The sequence below is a fragment of the Vibrio sp. 99-8-1 genome (genome assembly GCF_013114595.1).
In the GTDB taxonomy this organism is placed as follows: Bacteria; Pseudomonadota; Gammaproteobacteria; order Enterobacterales; family Vibrionaceae; genus Vibrio.
In genome coordinates, this window is record NZ_VTXE01000051.1 from 1 (window position 1) to 17,205 (window position 17,205).

The following is a 17,205-nucleotide window of genomic DNA, read 5'->3' on the forward strand; positions in this document are numbered from 1 at the left end:
ACTAGATGGGAAATTAATCTGGGCTGAAAAGAATCTAGCCCAGATATAATCTGACAGGCACCAACAAAGTGGGTAACTGTCAGATCAGGTCTGAGCTAGTACAGCTCATTATAATAAACTGGCTTGATTACAGTTGTAAGTTCACTGCCATATCCAATGTCATAGCAATAATATGCCTACCTCTTATATACAAATCGCTACACTTTAAAAGCCGACAACTGGTTTTTCAGTGAATTTGAGTTGTTCATCATCTCTTCGGATAAGCTCTTCGCTTGATCCGCAATAGCATCTATCTCGCTAGACATATCTGATATTGCCGTAACATTACGAGTAATCTCACTATTCACTCGCGACTGCTCTTCTGCGGCCGCTGCTATTTGATGATTTTGTTCATTTACATTGTCTATTTTTTCATTAATTCCCGCAAAAGTACGCTCGGCATTTTTCACTGAATCCATCGATTTCTGAACATTCTGGCTATTTACTTTCATCAGAGAAACTACCGAACTGGTATCCCGAGTCAACAGCTCAATCATCTCATTAATTTCTTGGGTTGCATCTTGAGTTCTTTGCGCTAAAACCCTTACCTCATCAGCAACTACTGCGAAACCTCGGCCTTGCTCCCCTGCTCTTGCTGCCTCTATTGCAGCATTTAACGCCAAAAGATTAGTCTGCTCTGCAATACCACCGATTACGGTCAATATCGTTTCTATATTGGCACCAGATTCAGCTAAAGAAGTTGTTTTTTTCTCAGCATTAGCAAGATCTTTAAATACAACTTCAATATGTTCCACCGTGTTTGCTATCTCTTCTACGCCTCTTTCACATTCATTCTGTGCTGAACTTGTTGAATCAGATGCTCGTCGAGCTGAAGCTGCTACTTCGTCTGATGCTGTCGCCATCTCATGTACCGCCACAGTCAGAGCTGATATCTCGTTATTTTGTATATCTAGCTTAGATTTAATTCCACTCGCTTTATCAGAACTAATAGAGGCGCTTTCAGAAACTTGAGTTCCTACTTGCTTAATGTCACCGATCAATCCTTGTAATTTAAGAAATAACTCATTTATTCGACGAGCTATTTCACCTGTTTCATCTTGCCTAATCACCTCAACTCTTTGTGTTAAGTCCCCTTCCCCTTTAGATATATCTCTTAATTTGAAAATAATATCCTTAAGTGTCGATGTAGCACTTCTGGAGGTAACAATCATTACAAGAGCACCGCACACAAGCGCCGCTATGCCCCCTAGCAATCCAAACGACATTGAACTAGCAGACTCGGAACTTAACCATAGATCAAAGTTATTTTTTTCTTTATTTAATATTGATTTAGGAACAGAGACATTAACAATCCATGGGTTGGCTGTTGTTGTATTTACCGGTGAAGACAATGAAATCAATTCGCCATTAGAAACCAATTTTTTACTACTACTATTGACCTTAAAACTATCTACCGTTAAATCACTAACCTCAGAAACTTTCTTTCCAACATTGCCAGCATTTTCACTATCAGCAAGAATTACCCCTTTCCAAGACAAAATCGTTACGCTGCCAGCTCCTCCATATAAAGAGTCTTTTAAGTTCACAGCTATTGATTGAATTTTTTCTAAAGATAAGTCAAAACCGATACTGCCAATAAGCTTACCATTAAGCTCTAATGAATCACTCACTGTAGTTATCAACTCTTTTCCACGGCTAGGAACATCATAAAAATAAGGTTCCATGAGAAACAACTTATTATTTTCATACGGATATAGGTGCCAATCATCCGTTCTCTCACCATTTGAATTAAGAGCTGTATTTGAAAATGACTCCATTGCAACAAAATCATATCCCCCCTTTCCATCTGGGTAATAAAAAGGAGCTAGGTTATTGTTTTTGTTCAAGCCTTTCACTGCATAAGGTGTTCGTTCAAAATTCGGTTGCCAAGTTGAGTCTTCGAAAACCATATACCCAGAGAAAACAGATTTGTCCTGAGGCATCATCGTGGCCTCAAAAAGCGATAAAAGAAAATCAGGCTCTTTTCCCTTTTTAGCCGAAATTTCCATATTTGACTTAAGAATACTCAAGTTTTTAATCACTGGAATCAACAAGTTTTCTACTTCACCTGTCGCTTTCGCAACAGCAGAACTTATACTTAATTGAGCGTTATCATCAAATGCATTGCTGATTCGTTGATTAATTTTTTCATGAATAGAAATGTTATTATATACATTAATCCCTAGGCCAATAACCAATACTACGGCCATCGAAACGATAGACAATAATGCAATTCTAACCGTTAATGAAAACTTCATAATAAATCCCTACCTATTCAATTTTAAATTCAGCATGCACGGATAAACCACTTACTCAATTTACTTAATAAAAGTACATTGAAGTAAAAATCTAGCTATAACTTATTAATATTGCTCTGATACCTCATGTTTAACTTAGTGATGAAGTCGGAGGTAACATGCTATTTACAATAGTTATGCATACAATAAAGGCTTACTGATAGATTAAACTGTAACTAGATGCGAGCACAAATAGATAGACTAAGAACTGTGACATTATCTAATTCTATATGTTATTAATAATAAATATTAAGAATAATTAAAAACAATTAAAATATAAGTCAGACTATTAAGTCGCCAGAGGGTTAAATAAACAACACCAAAATAATAAATTATTGTTGGTGTTGTTTATCATCTTACTTTTTCAGTACATAAATTAAAATTGCGCTGATAATGACAAATAAAGTGAACGATACTTATCACGTTTAACCTTATACTGTTCTGCTCTCTCTGCATTTGGTGTATGTCGCTGCTTTAGCTCCGGTATTGGACAACAGTCACTTACCGTTAGTCCTTCCGTTACCGCAAGTCTCGCTAACCGAGCGGCACCTAGAGCGGGGCCCACTTCTCCACCCACTCGATAGACCAAATTCATATTCGTGATATCCGCCAGCATTTGTCGCCAAAACTCACTTTTAGCGCCACCACCAATTAGGTTCACTTCCTCAGGCACTAACGAAGTTGCATGTAATGCATCTAATCCATCTGCCAACGCAAAGCCCACACCCTCGAGTACCGCTAAGGCCAACTCTAATTTGGTGGTAGAGTGCGTCATGCCAAAGAACACACCTTTAGCATTGGGATCATTATGAGGAGTACGCTCTCCGGATAAGTAAGGTAAAAAGATGACATTCGATTCTCTATCTGCACTCTGTTCAACCTCTTTCAACATAGAACCAACATCTGGTTGACCCGTTAATGAGGCGACCCAATCCAAACAGGATGCGGCACTTAAGATAACCGACATGGCGTGCCATGTTCGAGGTAATGCGTGACAAAAACTGTGCAACGCAGACTCTGGATTACCCACAAAACCATCACTCACTGCAAAATACACCCCCGATGTTCCTAGTGACAACATGGCTTGTTTAGGTTGAGTGATCCCTACCCCGATTGCACCAGCGGCATTATCTCCAGCTCCAGCCACAATGGGCACAGATGACATCCCCCATTGTTCTGCAATCTCCTCAGACAAAATCCCCGTAATTTCATCACCTTCAAACAGATCTGGCATATGTTTCCGAGTCAGCCCTGTCGCTGATAGCAGAGCATCATCCCAATCACGTTTTGCTACATTTAGCCACATGGTGCCCGCTGAGTCAGACATGTCAGAAGCAAAGTCACCAGACATCTTGTATCTAAGATAATCTTTTGGAAGCAGTACTTTATTAACCTTGTCAAAAATATCAGGCTCATTGTTTTTCACCCATAACAACTTAGGCGCAGTAAAGCCCGGCATCATGATATTTCCGGTAAGTTCTCGACTGTTAACGACCTGATGTTCTAGTGCTTGGCACTCAGCAAAACTCCGTCCATCGTTCCATAAAATAGCCGGCCTCAATAGCTCACCATTTTTGTCTAATAGAGTCGCGCCGTGCATCTGTCCAGATAAACCTATCGCTTTAACTCTGCTTAGATCATGCTGCTGTTGTAACTTCTTCACCCCCTTGTCAGTCGCACTCCACCAGTGAGACGCATCTTGCTCAGACCATAAAGGTTGAGGTCGAGAGACGGTTAAAGGCTCAGAATGCGTCGCAACTATCTGATCTTCATTATCGAGCAGCAACACCTTTACTCCAGATGTGCCCAAATCAATTCCTATATACATACCTTTTCCTTTGCTTCAGAAACCTGCCGTGGGTTTTAATATCAACTATCGTCGTCCAGTTTCATTAGAGGAACAATTACGTTTTTTATTAGTGAAATTCTCGGATTTCACTAACGAGTATTAGATCACATAGAGAAAACCAACCGCCTGATAAGATTTATGCACATTGACATGGAAGACTCGGAAGCTATGGATAAACGTTTTAGAATCACCTTGCTATTTAACGCCAATAAAGTCTATGACCGACAGGTAATAGAAGGGATTGGTGAGTATCTACAAGCGTCACAATGTGAATGGGATATTTTCTTAGAAGAAGATTTCATCACCCACTTGGAGCACTTTGAAGACTGGAAAGGTGACGGCATTATTGCTGATTTTGATAACCCCGACATCGTCAAAATGCTTGAGAAGACCGATATTCCTGTTATTGGCGTGGGGGGCTCTTATGAAGATAATCATGATTACCCAGACGTCCCCTATGTCGCGACAGATAACCATGCTCTTGTTGAGCTGGCCTTTCAGCATCTTAAACAAAAAGGACTAGAAAACTTCGCATTTTATGGTATTCCAGCCGATTCTTGGAAACAGTGGGCGCATGAAAGAGAGAAAGCTTTCAACAAATTAGTGAAAGCGGACGGTTACACGGGATCGGTATACCGAGGTAGTAATACCTCATCACAAACATGGCAGTACGATATGAACCGCTTAGCGGACTGGCTGCAAAGCCTTCCCACTCCAACAGGCATTATTGCAGTCACAGACTCCAGAGCCCGTCACTTACTTCAAGTGTGTGAGCATCTTAATATTATGGTGCCAGACAAGGTCGCTATTATCGGTATTGATAACGAAGAGTTAGCTCGCTACTTAACGCGTGTATCGCTTAGCTCTGTCGGGCAAGGGTGCAAAGAGATGGGTTATAGGGCCGCCAAAATGCTACATAAGCGCTTGGTCCATACAGAAAAGGCACATTCTGACCAGAGTGAGACGGAAAAAACGTCCCATAATGGTCAACCAATTCAACACGTTTTGGTCGCCCCAACGAAAGTTTATGAAAGACAAAGTACCGATTATCAGGCTTTAAATGATCCTTATGTTATACAGGCCATGCATTACATTCGACACCACGCTTTTAAAGGGATCAAAGTCGATCAGGTATTAAGTCATGTGGGCATCTCTCGCTCTAATATGGAAAACCGCTTCAAAGAAGAGCGAGGACACTCCATTCACCAAGAAATTCATAACTCCAAGCTCAACAGAGCATGTAGCTTATTGAGAAATACTGACCTACCTATTCAAGAAATATCGGAGCTTTGTGGCTACCCATCTCTGCAATATATGTACACGGTGTTTAAAAAAGACATCAATCACACCCCAAAAGAGTATCGGGATAAAGAGCGCAGTTCTCGTTAATTTTCCCAGATGAAGTGACCCAATATTAAAAATCCGCCATAACCTATCAGCTATGGCGGATTTCTATTTTTCTCTCTAACTAACTTGACGTTAATAGATTTAAAGCAACATCAATACATTCAGTTCAAGAATGGAATCGAAGGATTAGACGTATTGATGTGCTCACTATGAACGAATCTTTTTGAGGTTACTCACAACATTAACGACGCTGTTTTGTTGCACTGTCCATCCATACTGCCAACAACAATATTCCGCCTTTAACAATGTATTGCCAGAAGGTGGGAACATCCATCATGCTCATACCGTTATCCAGAGAGGCCATAATAAAAGCACCAATAACTGCACCGATAACCGTACCCACACCACCCGCCATACTGGTTCCACCAATCACACAGGCTGCGATGGCATCTAACTCAGCAATATTCCCTGCAGAAGGCGAACCTGCCCCTAAACGAGAGCTCAGAATAAGCGCGGCGATGGCCACAAGAAAACCATTCATGGCATACACTGACAGCTTGGTCTTCTCTACATTTATCCCAGAGAGACGACTCGCTTCAATATTACCGCCAATGGCGTAAATTCGACGGCCAAAGCGAGTTTTAGTAGCAATAAAAGAGCCTGCAATAAGAAATATCGACAACAACAGAACAGGTGTAGGAACGCCACGGTAATCATTAAGCAGGGCGATAATAGTAAGCACTGCGATACCAATTAAAGCACTTTTTGCTAATGTTGACGAAGTAGAGCCCACCTCTAACTGATACTTTCTCTTGGTTACATTGCGTTTTTGCTGCCAAGCAAAATAGAGAGCTAAACCTGCCATCGCACAAACCAAACTGACCATATCAGGAAGATAACTTTGTCCAATAAGCGCCATAGACTCTGACGTAGGCGCGACCGTTGTACCATCCGTAATACCAATCAATATCCCACGAAATGCCAACATACCGGCTAGAGTTACTATGAATGAAGGCACCTTGCGATAGGCCACCCACCAACCATTCCAAACACCTAAAGCAAAACCCGCCACTAATGTTATCACTATCGTGACAGGCAAAGGCAGACCAAACCAAACATCTAAAATAGCGGCCACACCACCCAATAGTCCCATCATTGAGCCAACAGACAGGTCAATTTCGCCACTAATAATGACAAAAACCATACCAATCGCCAGAATACCGGTAATTGCAGTTTGTCTAAATAAATTGGATATGTTTCTTGGGGTTAGATAGCTCCAGTCTGTCATAATGCTGAAGAACAGCATGATAAATACAATCGCCGCTGCCATCACCAGCAACTGAACATTCATCGATTTAATCTTGCCCAATAGATCTATGCTGCTTGTTTTGTTTAACTGATCCGATTGTTCAATCATGCTGCTACTCCTTCTGATAACGCACAATCCATAATAATTTCCTGAGTAAGGTTCTCGTTCACTAAGTCGCCTTTGATGATCCCTTCGTGCATAACGAGTACACGGTCGCTAATGCCCAGAACTTCAGGTAGTTCAGAAGAGACCATGATGATACTGATGCCTGCTTTAACCAGTTTGAACATCAGCTTATAAATTTCATATTTAGCACCAACATCAATACCTCGAGTAGGCTCATCCAAAATCAAAACCGTCGGTTTCACCATTAAGAAACGCGCTAAAATGGCTTTCTGTTGGTTACCTCCAGAAAGGTTTCTAATGGGGAGAACGCTATTTGGTGTTTTCACGGTTAGGTCAGTCAGCGATTGTTGAATCGCTTTGGCTTCATTTATGTCATCCAGTACGCCGGCGTTGGAGAACTGATCTAATGCCGCTAAAGATATATTTTGTCCAACCCCCATAATGGGAACAATGCCGTTACGTTTTCTATCTTCCGGCACCATAGCAATGCCTGCCTGCAAAGCATCTCGGCTGCTGCTTATCTGCAGTTCCTGACCTTTTAAATAGTAACGACCTTGGTGTTTACCTTGGTAACATCCATAAAGGCACTCCATCAACTCGGTTCTACCTGCTCCCACTAGCCCAGAGATACCTAATATCTCGCCCTTTCTCAGCTCAAATCCGGCATTATTGACTTTTACAATGGAAGCATTAGATTTATCCCATGCACTCACGTCTCTGACAGACAAAACGAGCTCGCCAATATCATGCTCTTCTCGAGGAAATAGCTGTTTCATCTCGCGGCCAACCATCATGGTTATGATGTCATCGGTTGTCATTCCCGCAGCCTGTCTCGTGCCAATGTGAGCACCATCTCGAATAACACAAATATGGTCAGAAATGGCTTTAACTTCTGCCAGCTTATGAGAGATATAAATACAACTTACCCCCGAATCTCGCAGTTCAATAACCAGATTCAGCAGTATTTCGGTTTCAGACTCTGTTAATGGAGCGGTAGGTTCGTCAAGCACCAATAATTTAGCGTTTTTTGACATGGCTTTTGCTATTTCTACGAGCTGTTGCTGACCCACTCCCAAGTCACCAACTATCGTCTCAGGAGAGACGGACAGATTCACTTTCTGCAGTAACTTTTCCGCTTCAAAATGCATCAATTCATAGTTCATCACCCCAAAATCACACAGCTCAGCACCAAGAAAGAGGTTTTCTAAAATGGATAGCTCTTTGACCAAAGTCAGCTCTTGGTGAATGATAGCAATGCCTAGAGCTTCTGTGTCTGCGATGTTTTTTGGCGTTATTTTATTACCTTTAAAAATGATATCGCCTTGATAATCACCAGCTGGATAAATACCACACAACACTTTCATTAAGGTTGATTTACCTGACCCATTTTCCCCACATAGAGAAAGAATTTCACCTTGCTCTAAGCGAATACTGACTCCGTCTAGCGCTTTAACTGGGCCAAACTTTTTGACGATATCGCGCATTTCTAGTAATGGAGACATACAAACTTACTCCTTATTAAGACAGTGGTGCTAGATACAATCCAGCGCCAGCATGTCATTCATAGTTACTTACGATAAACGTCTTTTTCGCTGTGGAAGCCATCAGCAATAACTGTTTTCTTTAGGTTATTGATATCAACAGCAATAGGCTCTAACAACCAAGAAGGAACGTCTTTCAACCCATTGTTTAACTGAGCATTCCAACGTGGTTCATCGTCATTACCCAATACCACAGAGATCTCAGCTGCACGTTGTGCTAGCGCCACGATAGGCTTATAAATGGTCATCGTTTGTGTACCATCAACAATTCGACGTACCGCGGCCAAATCTGCATCCTGCCCCGAAATGGCAACTTTGCCTGCCAATCCTTGTGCGTCTAAAGCCTGAATCGCACCACCAGCAGTGGAGTCATTTGACGCTACAACCACATCAATATTGTTGCTGTTTGCCGTTAGCGCATTTTCCATAATTTTCAGCGCATTCTCAGCTAACCAGTAATCCGCCCATTGGTCACCAACAACCTGTACGTCACCACTATCAATTTTCGGCTGTAAAATGTTCATTTGGCCTTGTCTAAATAGCTTGGCGTTATGGTCAAAAGAAGACCCACCTAACAGAAAGTAACGACCCGACGGCTTAGCTTCTAACATAGCTGTAGCCTGCATCTCACCAACTTTTTCATTATCAAAAGAGAGGTAAAAATCAATATCTGCATTACTGATTAAGCGGTCGTAAGCAAGTACCTTAATGCCATCTTGTTTTGCTTCCTTAATCACATTTGATAACACCTCTCCGTTGGTTGGAATAATAACCAACACATCCACGCCACGAGATATCATGTTTTCTATCTGAGAGATCTGAGTTTGCTCGTTACCATTGGCAGATTGAACATAAATTTTGGCGCCCAGTTTTTCTGCTGTATTAACAAAGATATCTCTATCTTTTTGCCATCTCTCTAAACGCAAGTCATCAATTACCATGCCTATTTTTACTGTTTTTGCAAAAACAGGTGCACTAATACTAATTAGAACAGCGCATAGAAGGGTTATAATCTTTTTCATTCTACTATCCTTTGTATCACGTCATATTTAATTTTATGTATACCAATTCACTTGTACTGTGAATATTCAAAACTCTAACCTATTATTTGAAAAAATCTCTTCATGGATTTTATTTAACATTTATGATTTTTTGTTTTTTTAACTAACTGTGATCAAGATATAAATAAGCAACAGCTAAAGAAGAGCGTAAAGCCAGTTCACCCAACCGATTAAAGCAATTAAATTTCAACAAGTTAACTCAACAACCAAGGCGATAAAGCGATATTTACTACCATAAAAATATGATTTTCTTAGCTAAATATCACTATTTAACGATTTATGAGAGCCAAAGCACAATAAGTAAAAACATGAAATTTATTACTAAATTTCATAATTGAATGAATTTAAATTAAAGCTAAATATAAATTAACCAAGCACACTGATCGTTAATTGAAATTTAATCTCCAATATAGTTAACATCTAAATAATTCAATCTCAAAAACAATTAATACGGAATTTATGGCCATGACTGAGTTTTTTAAAAACATAAGTAATATTAAATATGAAGGGACAGAATCCAATAACCCTTTAGCCTTCAAACATTATGACCCTGAAGCCATCGTGCTTGGTAAATCCATGAAGGAACATCTTAGATTTGCTGCATGCTACTGGCACAATTTCTGTTGGCCAGGGTCGGATGTTTTTGGTGCCAGTACCTTCGATCGCGCTTGGCATAAAAATGGTAGCGCCATGGAGATGGCAAAAATGAAAGCGGATGCCGCATTTGAATTCTTTACCAAGTTAGGCGTGCCATATTACTGTTTTCATGACATCGACGTGTCACCTGAAGGAAACTCGTTAAAAGAGTATGTTAGGAATTTCGCTGAAATGACTGACGTACTAGAGAGAAAACAACAGGAAACAGGTATGAAATTACTTTGGGGAACAGCCAATGTCTTTTCTAACCCACGCTTTATGTCTGGAGCCAGCACCAATCCAGATCCTCAAGTATTCGCCTACGCATGCGCTCAAATATTTAATGCCATGAACGCTACCCAGCAATTAGGTGGGGAAAACTATGTACTCTGGGGAGGACGTGAAGGTTACGAAACCTTATTAAACACCGATCTGCGCCAAGAGAGAGAGCAATTAGGTCGATTAATGCAGATGGTAGTGGAACACAAACATAAAATCGGTTTTAAAGGCACTATATTAATTGAGCCAAAGCCACAAGAACCCACCAAGCATCAATATGATTATGACACCGCAACGGTATACGGATTTCTAAAACAGTTTGGTCTTGAGAAAGAGATCAAAGTGAATATTGAAGCTAACCACGCGACACTCGCAGGACATAGTTTCCAGCATGAAATTGCCACCGCTATCTCTTTGGGATTATTTGGTTCCATCGATGCCAACAGAGGCGACCCTCAACTAGGCTGGGATACCGACCAATTCCCGAATAGTGTAGAGGAAAACTCGTTAATAATGTATGAGATCCTTAAAGCGGGCGGCTTCACCACTGGAGGTTTCAACTTTGATTCCAAATTGAGACGACCTTCTATTGATGCAGAAGATCTCTTCTACGGCCACATTGGCGGCATGGACACCATGGCGAAATCACTACAGATAGCCGCCAGTATGATTGAAAATGACTTACTGTCGCAGAATATTGCCAATCGTTATGCGGGCTGGAACCGTGACTTAGGCCGACAAATTCTTAATGGTGACCTGAACCTAGAAGATATCGCTAAGTACGCAATGAGTAACAATATTCAGCCAAGCAGAGAATCTGGCAAGCAGGAGTTGTTAGAAAATATAGTCAACAGCTATTTATACAAGTAAACCTCTTACACCAGAAGTTTAAACAACTGGCTGTGACTCAAGAGTAGCTTCCCCCGAGCTACTCTTTTTTTATTCTCTTTGCACACTTCTCGGTCTCGTTTTCTACTATCCACTATTTAACACAGCAGCAACTGCTTGCTTTTCCAGCGCTTATTTCGCATATTATATTCAAGGATTTACCTTAGATAACTTTGGCTTGGAGTCGTTATGGATGACAAACAACAAACGCTTTGGCAGCAAAGAATCAATAACGAACACAAACTAAGACGTAAAGATCACCGAGATCCTTATCAACGTGACCGCGCAAGAATTTTGCACTCTGCTGCATTTCGACGCTTACAAGCCAAAACTCAAGTACATGGCACCGGGGTAAATGACTTTCACCGAACTCGACTCACACACTCATTAGAAGCGGCGCAAATAGGCTCTGGCATTTTGGCTCAATTGGAACAAAAACAGCCTAACAAGCAAGCATTACTGCCTTCCGCCAGCTTAATTGAGTCTCTCTGCCTTGCTCACGATATTGGTCACCCTCCTTTTGGTCACGGTGGGGAAGTGGCGCTCAATTATGCCATGCGTGACCATGGTGGGTTTGAAGGCAATGCTCAAACATTTCGCATCATGACTCAATTGGAGCCATACACAAAATCTCACGGAATGAATCTGTCGAGACGAACACTACTTGGCTTATTAAAGTATCCATCATTATTGAGTGAAGTACGAAGTGAGCACTTACCTAATCCGGTATCTCATCAACGTAAGCTAAAAGCAAAAGAGTGGACACCAGCCAAAGGCATCTACAATTGTGACAAACCGGATTTTGAATGGGTACTAGAGCCTTTATCTGACAATGATAAACAACAGTTCTGTTCTAGCCGTAAAGTGGATGATTCTCCTTTAAGCCACCGGAAAACCAATTTCAAATCCCTCGACTGCTCAATTATGGAACTGGCAGATGACATCGCTTATGGTGTTCATGATCTTGAGGACGCCATTGTGCTGGGAATGGTGAACCACCATCAATGGCAGGAAGCTGCCGCCAGTCAATTAGCCGAATGTGGCGATGCATGGTTTGAAAGCAATATCAGTACCATTGGAGAGATGCTGTTTTCCGGAGAACATTACCAGCGCAAAGATGCCATTGGCGGCATCGTCAATACCTTCTTAACCAGTGTCAACGTACAGCAGGTTCACCATGCTGAATTCGACAGCCAATTGCTAAGTAGCAACGCCTATTTGGAAGGCGACTTAGCAAAAGCGTTGGCGGTATTTAAACACTTTGTCAGTGACTATGTTATTCAGATTCCAGAGGTTCAAATTGTAGAGTACAAAGGACAACAAATAGTGATGGATCTTTTTGAGGCACTAAGTGCTGATCCAGAGCGTCTACTCCCCGATGCAACCAAGCAGAAATGGTTGCTGGCAAATGAACACGATGGCAATGGTATGCGAGTAATATGTGATTATATTGCGGCAATGACCGACGGCTATGCACAAAAACTTCACCAACAGCTGTTCTCATCTCATGGATAATAATCAACAATTTCAACTGCTGGTAGAAACACTAGAAGCATCAGCGAATCTGGATAATGCGGAGAAAATGAGAGCTTATGTAAAAGATAAGTTTCTATTTTTGGGTATCAAGACACCGCTACGTAGAACGATAACTCGTCCATGGTTAGCATTACAGCAAGCAAATATCTTTAACTTCTTCCGTTCTTCTCTTTAGCTAGTCGCTATTTTCTATCGGTTATATCGCTGCTTAACCAGTTCTGCTGGAACCTGCTGCAAATACGCCTCAACAAACTGCTCGAACGCGAACAGTAAGGGAGTAAAATCAGAATCTGGCTCGATAACCGATAAGGCGTGATAACCTGCTTCAACCGTAGACAAGCTATTGCTGTCAGGTGCTTTCCGTATTGTATACTGCCCTTGAACACTATTCGCTAATCGGTAGCTTGGCAAATGATGTAGGTTTGTTGACAGCTGATACATTTTAAACGCCTTTTTCCACGTACCATCTAGCAATATTAAACGCACACTGTTTTTATCAGCTTTAGTCTGCCTTGATGATTTATGCTTTGCTGAGGGTATATTCTGTAGCGACAACTCCATGGCATTCTCAGCAGGGTAAAGCAATAAATTATCGTATCCGGGCTGCTGCAGTAACTCATTAAATGGCGAATGTTGCGAAAAATCTTCGCCAATAAAACAGTGACAGTTTGACAAAGATAAGGTAAGAATTTTTGCCGTCCCTTTGGCTCGCTTCACTTCTGTCGGATGTTGTAAAATGATAAGCTGCGTTTTCGCCTGCACTGTCTGTATCATTGAACAGATACACGCTTTTTTTGCTCTACCGCATTGAGCACAATATCGAGACATATAGTGAATAGATACCTTCTGTTAACCATCATTACTGTTATCAGCGCCATTTTACAACTGCCTCAAATTCAGGCAACCGTTATATGGCATGCCACTCTTATTGAGCAAGGAGAATGGTGGCGAATCCTAACAGGAAACTTTACTCATACTAACGTGACTCACCTAATTATGAACATGGCAGCGTTATGGATCATAACCTATCTTTTTCGCCCTACAGCCAGCAGCTTATTATTCATCTTAATCAGCAGTGCCATTTTTGTTGGTGGAAGTTTGCTCTTTGATAATTTAACAATCTATGCCGGATTGTCAGGAGTACTGCACAGTATATTTGCCTATTACGCCCTCTGTGAAGCGTTATCCGGGCGACGCTCCAGTTGGTTACTTGTGATTGGGGTCATTGCAAAAATCGCTTATGAGCAGTGGTTTGGCCCATCATCGAGTACCGCAGCATTAATTGAAGCCAATGTCGCGATTGAGGCGCATCTCGCTGGCGGCGTGTTTGGTACTACGTGTGCGATACTGGTGAACTTGAGCCGAAAATGGTCTTTAATAAATAAACCACGCAAATGAACAGATAAAAAAGACAATTTGATTATCTATCTAAGCCACCTCAGCCCGGAGCAATACTAAGTAATTTAACCTCAGCTCAGGATAATTTAGGCGATTCCGAACCGAGGTTAAACACTACAACTCTATTCTAGAACGGTTCTTTTCGATAAATGCGGGGCCAATTCCTTTTACATTCATTAACTCATCCACCGTTTTAAAAAGACCAACTTTCTCTCGATAGTCAATAATCCGCTGCGCTTTAGCTTCTCCGATGCCGGTTAAAAGCGTGGAGAGCTCTTCTAAGCCTGCAGTATTAACATTGACGGTGATTGTTATGCCCTGATGCTCTTTATCCGTTAGCTGCCCTTCTGGCGTAGCGTAGCTGGGGAGAGTAAAAGTAAAACAGAGTAAAAATAGAGATAATCGTTGATACATTCGCATATTCGTTCCTCCATAGTATTGAAATGCAGCAGTATCATCAGCCACTCATCGTGCTTTTGTCGTTGTTACTGCGACAAAAATAGAACGGGCCGCTAAAGCGGCCCGTTTGATTTACTATGATTGAACATTAATTTACGGCTGAGCGCTCACAACGTAGTATTCAATGTCAGCATCTACACGAAGCGTTTTCACCACAGCATCTATATCTTGCTGAGAATTTGAACGTGCAAGCTGAGCAGTAATCTGTGTTGTAAAGTCAGCATTATCAGACGTCATTACTTTATCTAGCTCAACAACAATAATGTTACCTTGCAAGTCCGTTGTCTGAGTATATGTGGCTTGTTCTTCTGTTGGCTTAGCCATAGCAAAGACTGCTTGCGCCAATGGGTTGCCACGATCAATGGTTTCTAACTCACTAAATGATACGCCATTGTCGGCCATGACTTTGTCGTCGCCTTGTTTAAGTGCTTCAACAACCGTAGTTGCAATTTCCATTGCTTGCTGCTCACCTTTAACCGCTGACAACTGAGCAACCACTTGCGATTTTACCTCTTCAAACGGTAGTACTGTCGCATCACGCGTCTCTTCAACACGAACAACAATAACGTGCTCAGGGGCAACTTCTATCACTTCAGAGTTAAGTCCGTCTTCTCTTACTTCTGGGCTTAAAATTGCCTGCATTACGGTTGGGTTAAGCAGTAATGCTGGAGCATCAGCCTGAGAAACAAAGTCGGTAGTTACAATGTTTGCGTTGATCGTCTCGGCAGCATCATCTAACGAATCAGGATACTCAAACGCCACTGTTTCTAGCTTAGTTTGTAACGCATAAAACTGCTCAATAGCTTCTTGCTCTGCCATCTCAGTTTTAATTTCCGCTGCAACATCAGCAAATGCTTTTGCTTGAGAGGCTTTCAGAGCGTCCAGCTTGATAATATGATAACCAAAAGCGGACTTAACTAAACCTGTGGTTTCACCTTCTTTGCTTAGCGCAAATGCTGCCGCTTCAAATTCTGGGTCCATCACATCTTTTTCTACCCAGCCTAGAGAACCGCCCTCTTCTGAACTGCCGATATCTTCGGATTTCGCTTTTGCCAGTTCTGCAAAGTCGGCACCAGCGTTGAGTTCATCCAGAATCGCTTGTGCTTTCGCTTCATCGTCCCCTTCAACCAGAATATGGCTTAGCTGACGCTGTTCTGCTGACGAGTACTTATCAATATTTTCGTAGTAGTACTGTTCAGCTTTCTCATCACTAATTTCAATTTGATCTTTCAACGCTTGGGCAGAAAGTTCGATATAGGCAACTTTTGCTTGTTCAGGGCGAGTATAGCTTGATGAATTCGCGTCGTAGTATTCTTGTAATTCGCTGTCTGTTAACTCAACATTTTTAGCGTAATCTTCGATATTGAAAACGATGGTGCGAATGTCACGGGTTTGAGTCAATAATGCATTTTGAGCATCGACTTCAGCAGCCAAAGAGAATTCACTGTTTTGCAACGCAGACAATACTTGCTGACGTGTCATATCACGGCGAAGGTATTCTGCGAAACTGTCTACTGAGAAACCGGCTCTTCTTAATGTGGCGGCATAGATATCTTGATCAAACTTGCCATCATTCTGGAATTCTTGCATACGCAGAATTTGGCTTCTGATTTGCTCATCACTAATACGCATGCCAAGAGACTCGGCGTACTGCTCTAAAAGAACTTGGTTAATCATCCGATCTAGGATTGATTTTCGGAAAGATTGAACATATGCCGGATCAGCAAGAAGGTTAGCAAAGTAGTCCCCCATTTGCGATTGCATTCGGTTACGTTCACTTGTGTACTCTTGCTCAAAAGCACCGCGACCAATTTCTGTATTATTTACTTTTGCCGCGGCATTGTTGCCACCACCAGTAATATAGCTGCCAACACCGGCAAATACGAAAGAGAGGATAATTAACCCAAGGATAATCTTAACCGCGATGCTGTTCACGCCTTCGCGTAATCGATCCATCATAATCTTACTTGTCTCCACAGATTGAGCCAGAAGAAGGTTCTTCGCTCACTAAAAGTTGAATAGCCGAATAATATCAGAAAAAGAAATGCGCACCAATGTGATGCGCATATTTACAATCTTTAGTTAGACAAAAGTTGTCTAGACTTGCTTAGTTACAAGCTTCTTTAAGAGCTTTACCTGCTTTAAATGCTGGTACTTTAGCTTCTGCGATTTGGATTTCTTCGCCAGTTTTAGGGTTACGACCTGTGCGAGCAGCACGAGTACGAACGCTAAATGTACCAAAACCAACTAGAGCAACTTGCTCTTCAGCGGTTAAAGTTTCTGTCACTGCTTCAATGAAAGCATCAAGTGCACGACCAGCTGACGCTTTTGAAATATCGGCATTTTCTGCGATTTTTTCTACTAATTGTGTTTTATTCACGTTTATTCCCCTTGTCGTTACCTGTTATTTTTTGAATAGGTAACATTCGTTCCATATAAA

The 17,205-nt window shown here is 41.5% G+C and carries 14 protein-coding genes; 5 read left to right on the forward strand and 9 right to left on the reverse strand.

All coding sequences use genetic code 11. The annotated features are described in order from the left end of the window. Positions 1 to 197: 197 nt before the first annotated feature. Positions 198 to 2,297 carry a methyl-accepting chemotaxis protein gene (locus tag F0227_RS20335; RefSeq protein ID WP_171755084.1) on the reverse strand — a complete coding sequence of 700 codons (2,100 nt, stop codon included), beginning with the start codon at positions 2,295 to 2,297 and terminating at the stop codon, positions 198 to 200. Between the two features lie 415 nt (positions 2,298 to 2,712). Then, entirely contained in the window at positions 2,713 to 4,164 is a 1,452-nt protein-coding gene (gene xylB, locus F0227_RS20340) for a xylulokinase (protein ID WP_171755085.1), read from the reverse strand. Positions 4,165 to 4,335: 171 nt separating this feature from the next. Between xylB and F0227_RS20345 the strand changes: the two genes are divergently transcribed. Continuing rightward, positions 4,336 to 5,574: a DNA-binding transcriptional regulator gene (locus F0227_RS20345; protein WP_301338383.1), complete on the forward strand. Its 1,239-nt coding sequence runs from the start codon at positions 4,336 to 4,338 to the stop codon at positions 5,572 to 5,574. A gap of 199 nt (positions 5,575 to 5,773) precedes the next feature. Here F0227_RS20345 and F0227_RS20350 read toward each other — a convergent pair whose 3' ends face one another. The 3 genes from F0227_RS20350 to xylF all read right to left on the reverse strand — a co-directional run bounded on the left by F0227_RS20350 (position 5,774) and on the right by xylF (position 9,530). Continuing rightward, positions 5,774 to 6,949 carry a sugar ABC transporter permease gene (locus tag F0227_RS20350; protein ID WP_171755086.1) on the reverse strand — a complete coding sequence of 392 codons (1,176 nt, stop codon included), beginning with the start codon at positions 6,947 to 6,949 and terminating at the stop codon, positions 5,774 to 5,776. After that, the gene (locus F0227_RS20355) at positions 6,946 to 8,469 is read right to left on the reverse strand and encodes a xylose ABC transporter ATP-binding protein (RefSeq protein ID WP_171755087.1); all 1,524 of its coding nucleotides are present in this window, start codon (positions 8,467 to 8,469) and stop codon (positions 6,946 to 6,948) included. Before F0227_RS20355 ends, F0227_RS20350 begins: the two co-directional genes overlap by 4 nt. Positions 8,470 to 8,534: 65 nt before the next feature. Further along, positions 8,535 to 9,530: a D-xylose ABC transporter substrate-binding protein gene (xylF, locus tag F0227_RS20360; protein WP_171755088.1), complete on the reverse strand. Its 996-nt coding sequence runs from the start codon at positions 9,528 to 9,530 to the stop codon at positions 8,535 to 8,537. Positions 9,531 to 10,034: 504 nt separating this feature from the next. On the opposite strand from xylF, the gene xylA reads away from it, so the two are divergent. The 3 genes from xylA to F0227_RS20375 all read left to right on the forward strand — a co-directional run bounded on the left by xylA (position 10,035) and on the right by F0227_RS20375 (position 13,083). Then, positions 10,035 to 11,354, forward strand: a complete 1,320-nt coding sequence (xylA, locus tag F0227_RS20365; protein ID WP_171755089.1) for a xylose isomerase — start codon at positions 10,035 to 10,037, stop codon at positions 11,352 to 11,354. A gap of 207 nt (positions 11,355 to 11,561) precedes the next feature. Continuing rightward, positions 11,562 to 12,887 carry an anti-phage deoxyguanosine triphosphatase gene (locus tag F0227_RS20370; RefSeq protein ID WP_171755090.1) on the forward strand — a complete coding sequence of 442 codons (1,326 nt, stop codon included), beginning with the start codon at positions 11,562 to 11,564 and terminating at the stop codon, positions 12,885 to 12,887. Then, complete coding sequence (locus F0227_RS20375; RefSeq protein WP_171755091.1) at positions 12,880 to 13,083, forward strand: DNA alkylation repair protein; 204 nt, start codon at positions 12,880 to 12,882, stop codon at positions 13,081 to 13,083. Before F0227_RS20370 ends, F0227_RS20375 begins: the two co-directional genes overlap by 8 nt. Positions 13,084 to 13,097: 14 nt before the next feature. On the opposite strand, the gene F0227_RS20380 is transcribed toward F0227_RS20375, so the two are convergent. Beyond that, on the reverse strand, positions 13,098 to 13,736 hold the full coding sequence (locus F0227_RS20380) for a tRNA-uridine aminocarboxypropyltransferase (RefSeq protein WP_171755092.1): 639 nt from the start codon (positions 13,734 to 13,736) through the stop codon (positions 13,098 to 13,100). Positions 13,737 to 13,739: 3 nt separating this feature from the next. On the opposite strand from F0227_RS20380, the gene rrtA reads away from it, so the two are divergent. Continuing rightward, positions 13,740 to 14,306, forward strand: coding sequence for a rhombosortase (gene rrtA / locus F0227_RS20385; protein WP_171755093.1), 567 nt, complete (start codon positions 13,740 to 13,742; stop codon positions 14,304 to 14,306). 114 nt (positions 14,307 to 14,420) lie between these two features. On the opposite strand, the gene F0227_RS20390 is transcribed toward rrtA, so the two are convergent. The 3 genes from F0227_RS20390 to F0227_RS20400 all read right to left on the reverse strand — a co-directional run bounded on the left by F0227_RS20390 (position 14,421) and on the right by F0227_RS20400 (position 17,145). Next, positions 14,421 to 14,771: a ComEA family DNA-binding protein gene (locus F0227_RS20390; RefSeq protein ID WP_345775817.1), complete on the reverse strand. Its 351-nt coding sequence runs from the start codon at positions 14,769 to 14,771 to the stop codon at positions 14,421 to 14,423. 87 nt (positions 14,772 to 14,858) lie between these two features. After that, positions 14,859 to 16,724: a peptidylprolyl isomerase gene (gene ppiD / locus F0227_RS20395; RefSeq protein ID WP_171755094.1), complete on the reverse strand. Its 1,866-nt coding sequence runs from the start codon at positions 16,722 to 16,724 to the stop codon at positions 14,859 to 14,861. A 148-nt stretch (positions 16,725 to 16,872) separates the two neighbouring features. After that, positions 16,873 to 17,145: an HU family DNA-binding protein gene (locus tag F0227_RS20400; protein WP_171755095.1), complete on the reverse strand. Its 273-nt coding sequence runs from the start codon at positions 17,143 to 17,145 to the stop codon at positions 16,873 to 16,875. Positions 17,146 to 17,205 lie beyond the last annotated feature (60 nt).

Excerpts from the sequence above, each read along its gene's own strand:
- F0227_RS20335 (WP_171755084.1), bottom strand. The coding sequence starts at position 2,297 with ATGAAGTTTTCATTAACGGTTAGAATTGCATTATTGTCTATCGTTTCG.
- xylB (WP_171755085.1), bottom strand. The coding sequence starts at position 4,164 with ATGTATATAGGAATTGATTTGGGCACATCTGGAGTAAAGGTGTTGCTG.
- F0227_RS20345 (WP_301338383.1), top strand. The coding sequence starts at position 4,336 with ATGGAAGACTCGGAAGCTATGGATAAACGTTTTAGAATCACCTTGCTA.
- F0227_RS20350 (WP_171755086.1), bottom strand. The coding sequence starts at position 6,949 with ATGATTGAACAATCGGATCAGTTAAACAAAACAAGCAGCATAGATCTA.
- F0227_RS20355 (WP_171755087.1), bottom strand. The coding sequence starts at position 8,469 with ATGTCTCCATTACTAGAAATGCGCGATATCGTCAAAAAGTTTGGCCCA.
- xylF (WP_171755088.1), bottom strand. The coding sequence starts at position 9,530 with ATGAAAAAGATTATAACCCTTCTATGCGCTGTTCTAATTAGTATTAGT.
- xylA (WP_171755089.1), top strand. The coding sequence starts at position 10,035 with ATGACTGAGTTTTTTAAAAACATAAGTAATATTAAATATGAAGGGACA.
- F0227_RS20370 (WP_171755090.1), top strand. The coding sequence starts at position 11,562 with ATGGATGACAAACAACAAACGCTTTGGCAGCAAAGAATCAATAACGAA.
- F0227_RS20375 (WP_171755091.1), top strand. The coding sequence starts at position 12,880 with ATGGATAATAATCAACAATTTCAACTGCTGGTAGAAACACTAGAAGCA.
- F0227_RS20380 (WP_171755092.1), bottom strand. The coding sequence starts at position 13,736 with ATGTCTCGATATTGTGCTCAATGCGGTAGAGCAAAAAAAGCGTGTATC.
- ppiD (WP_171755094.1), bottom strand. The coding sequence starts at position 16,724 with ATGATGGATCGATTACGCGAAGGCGTGAACAGCATCGCGGTTAAGATT.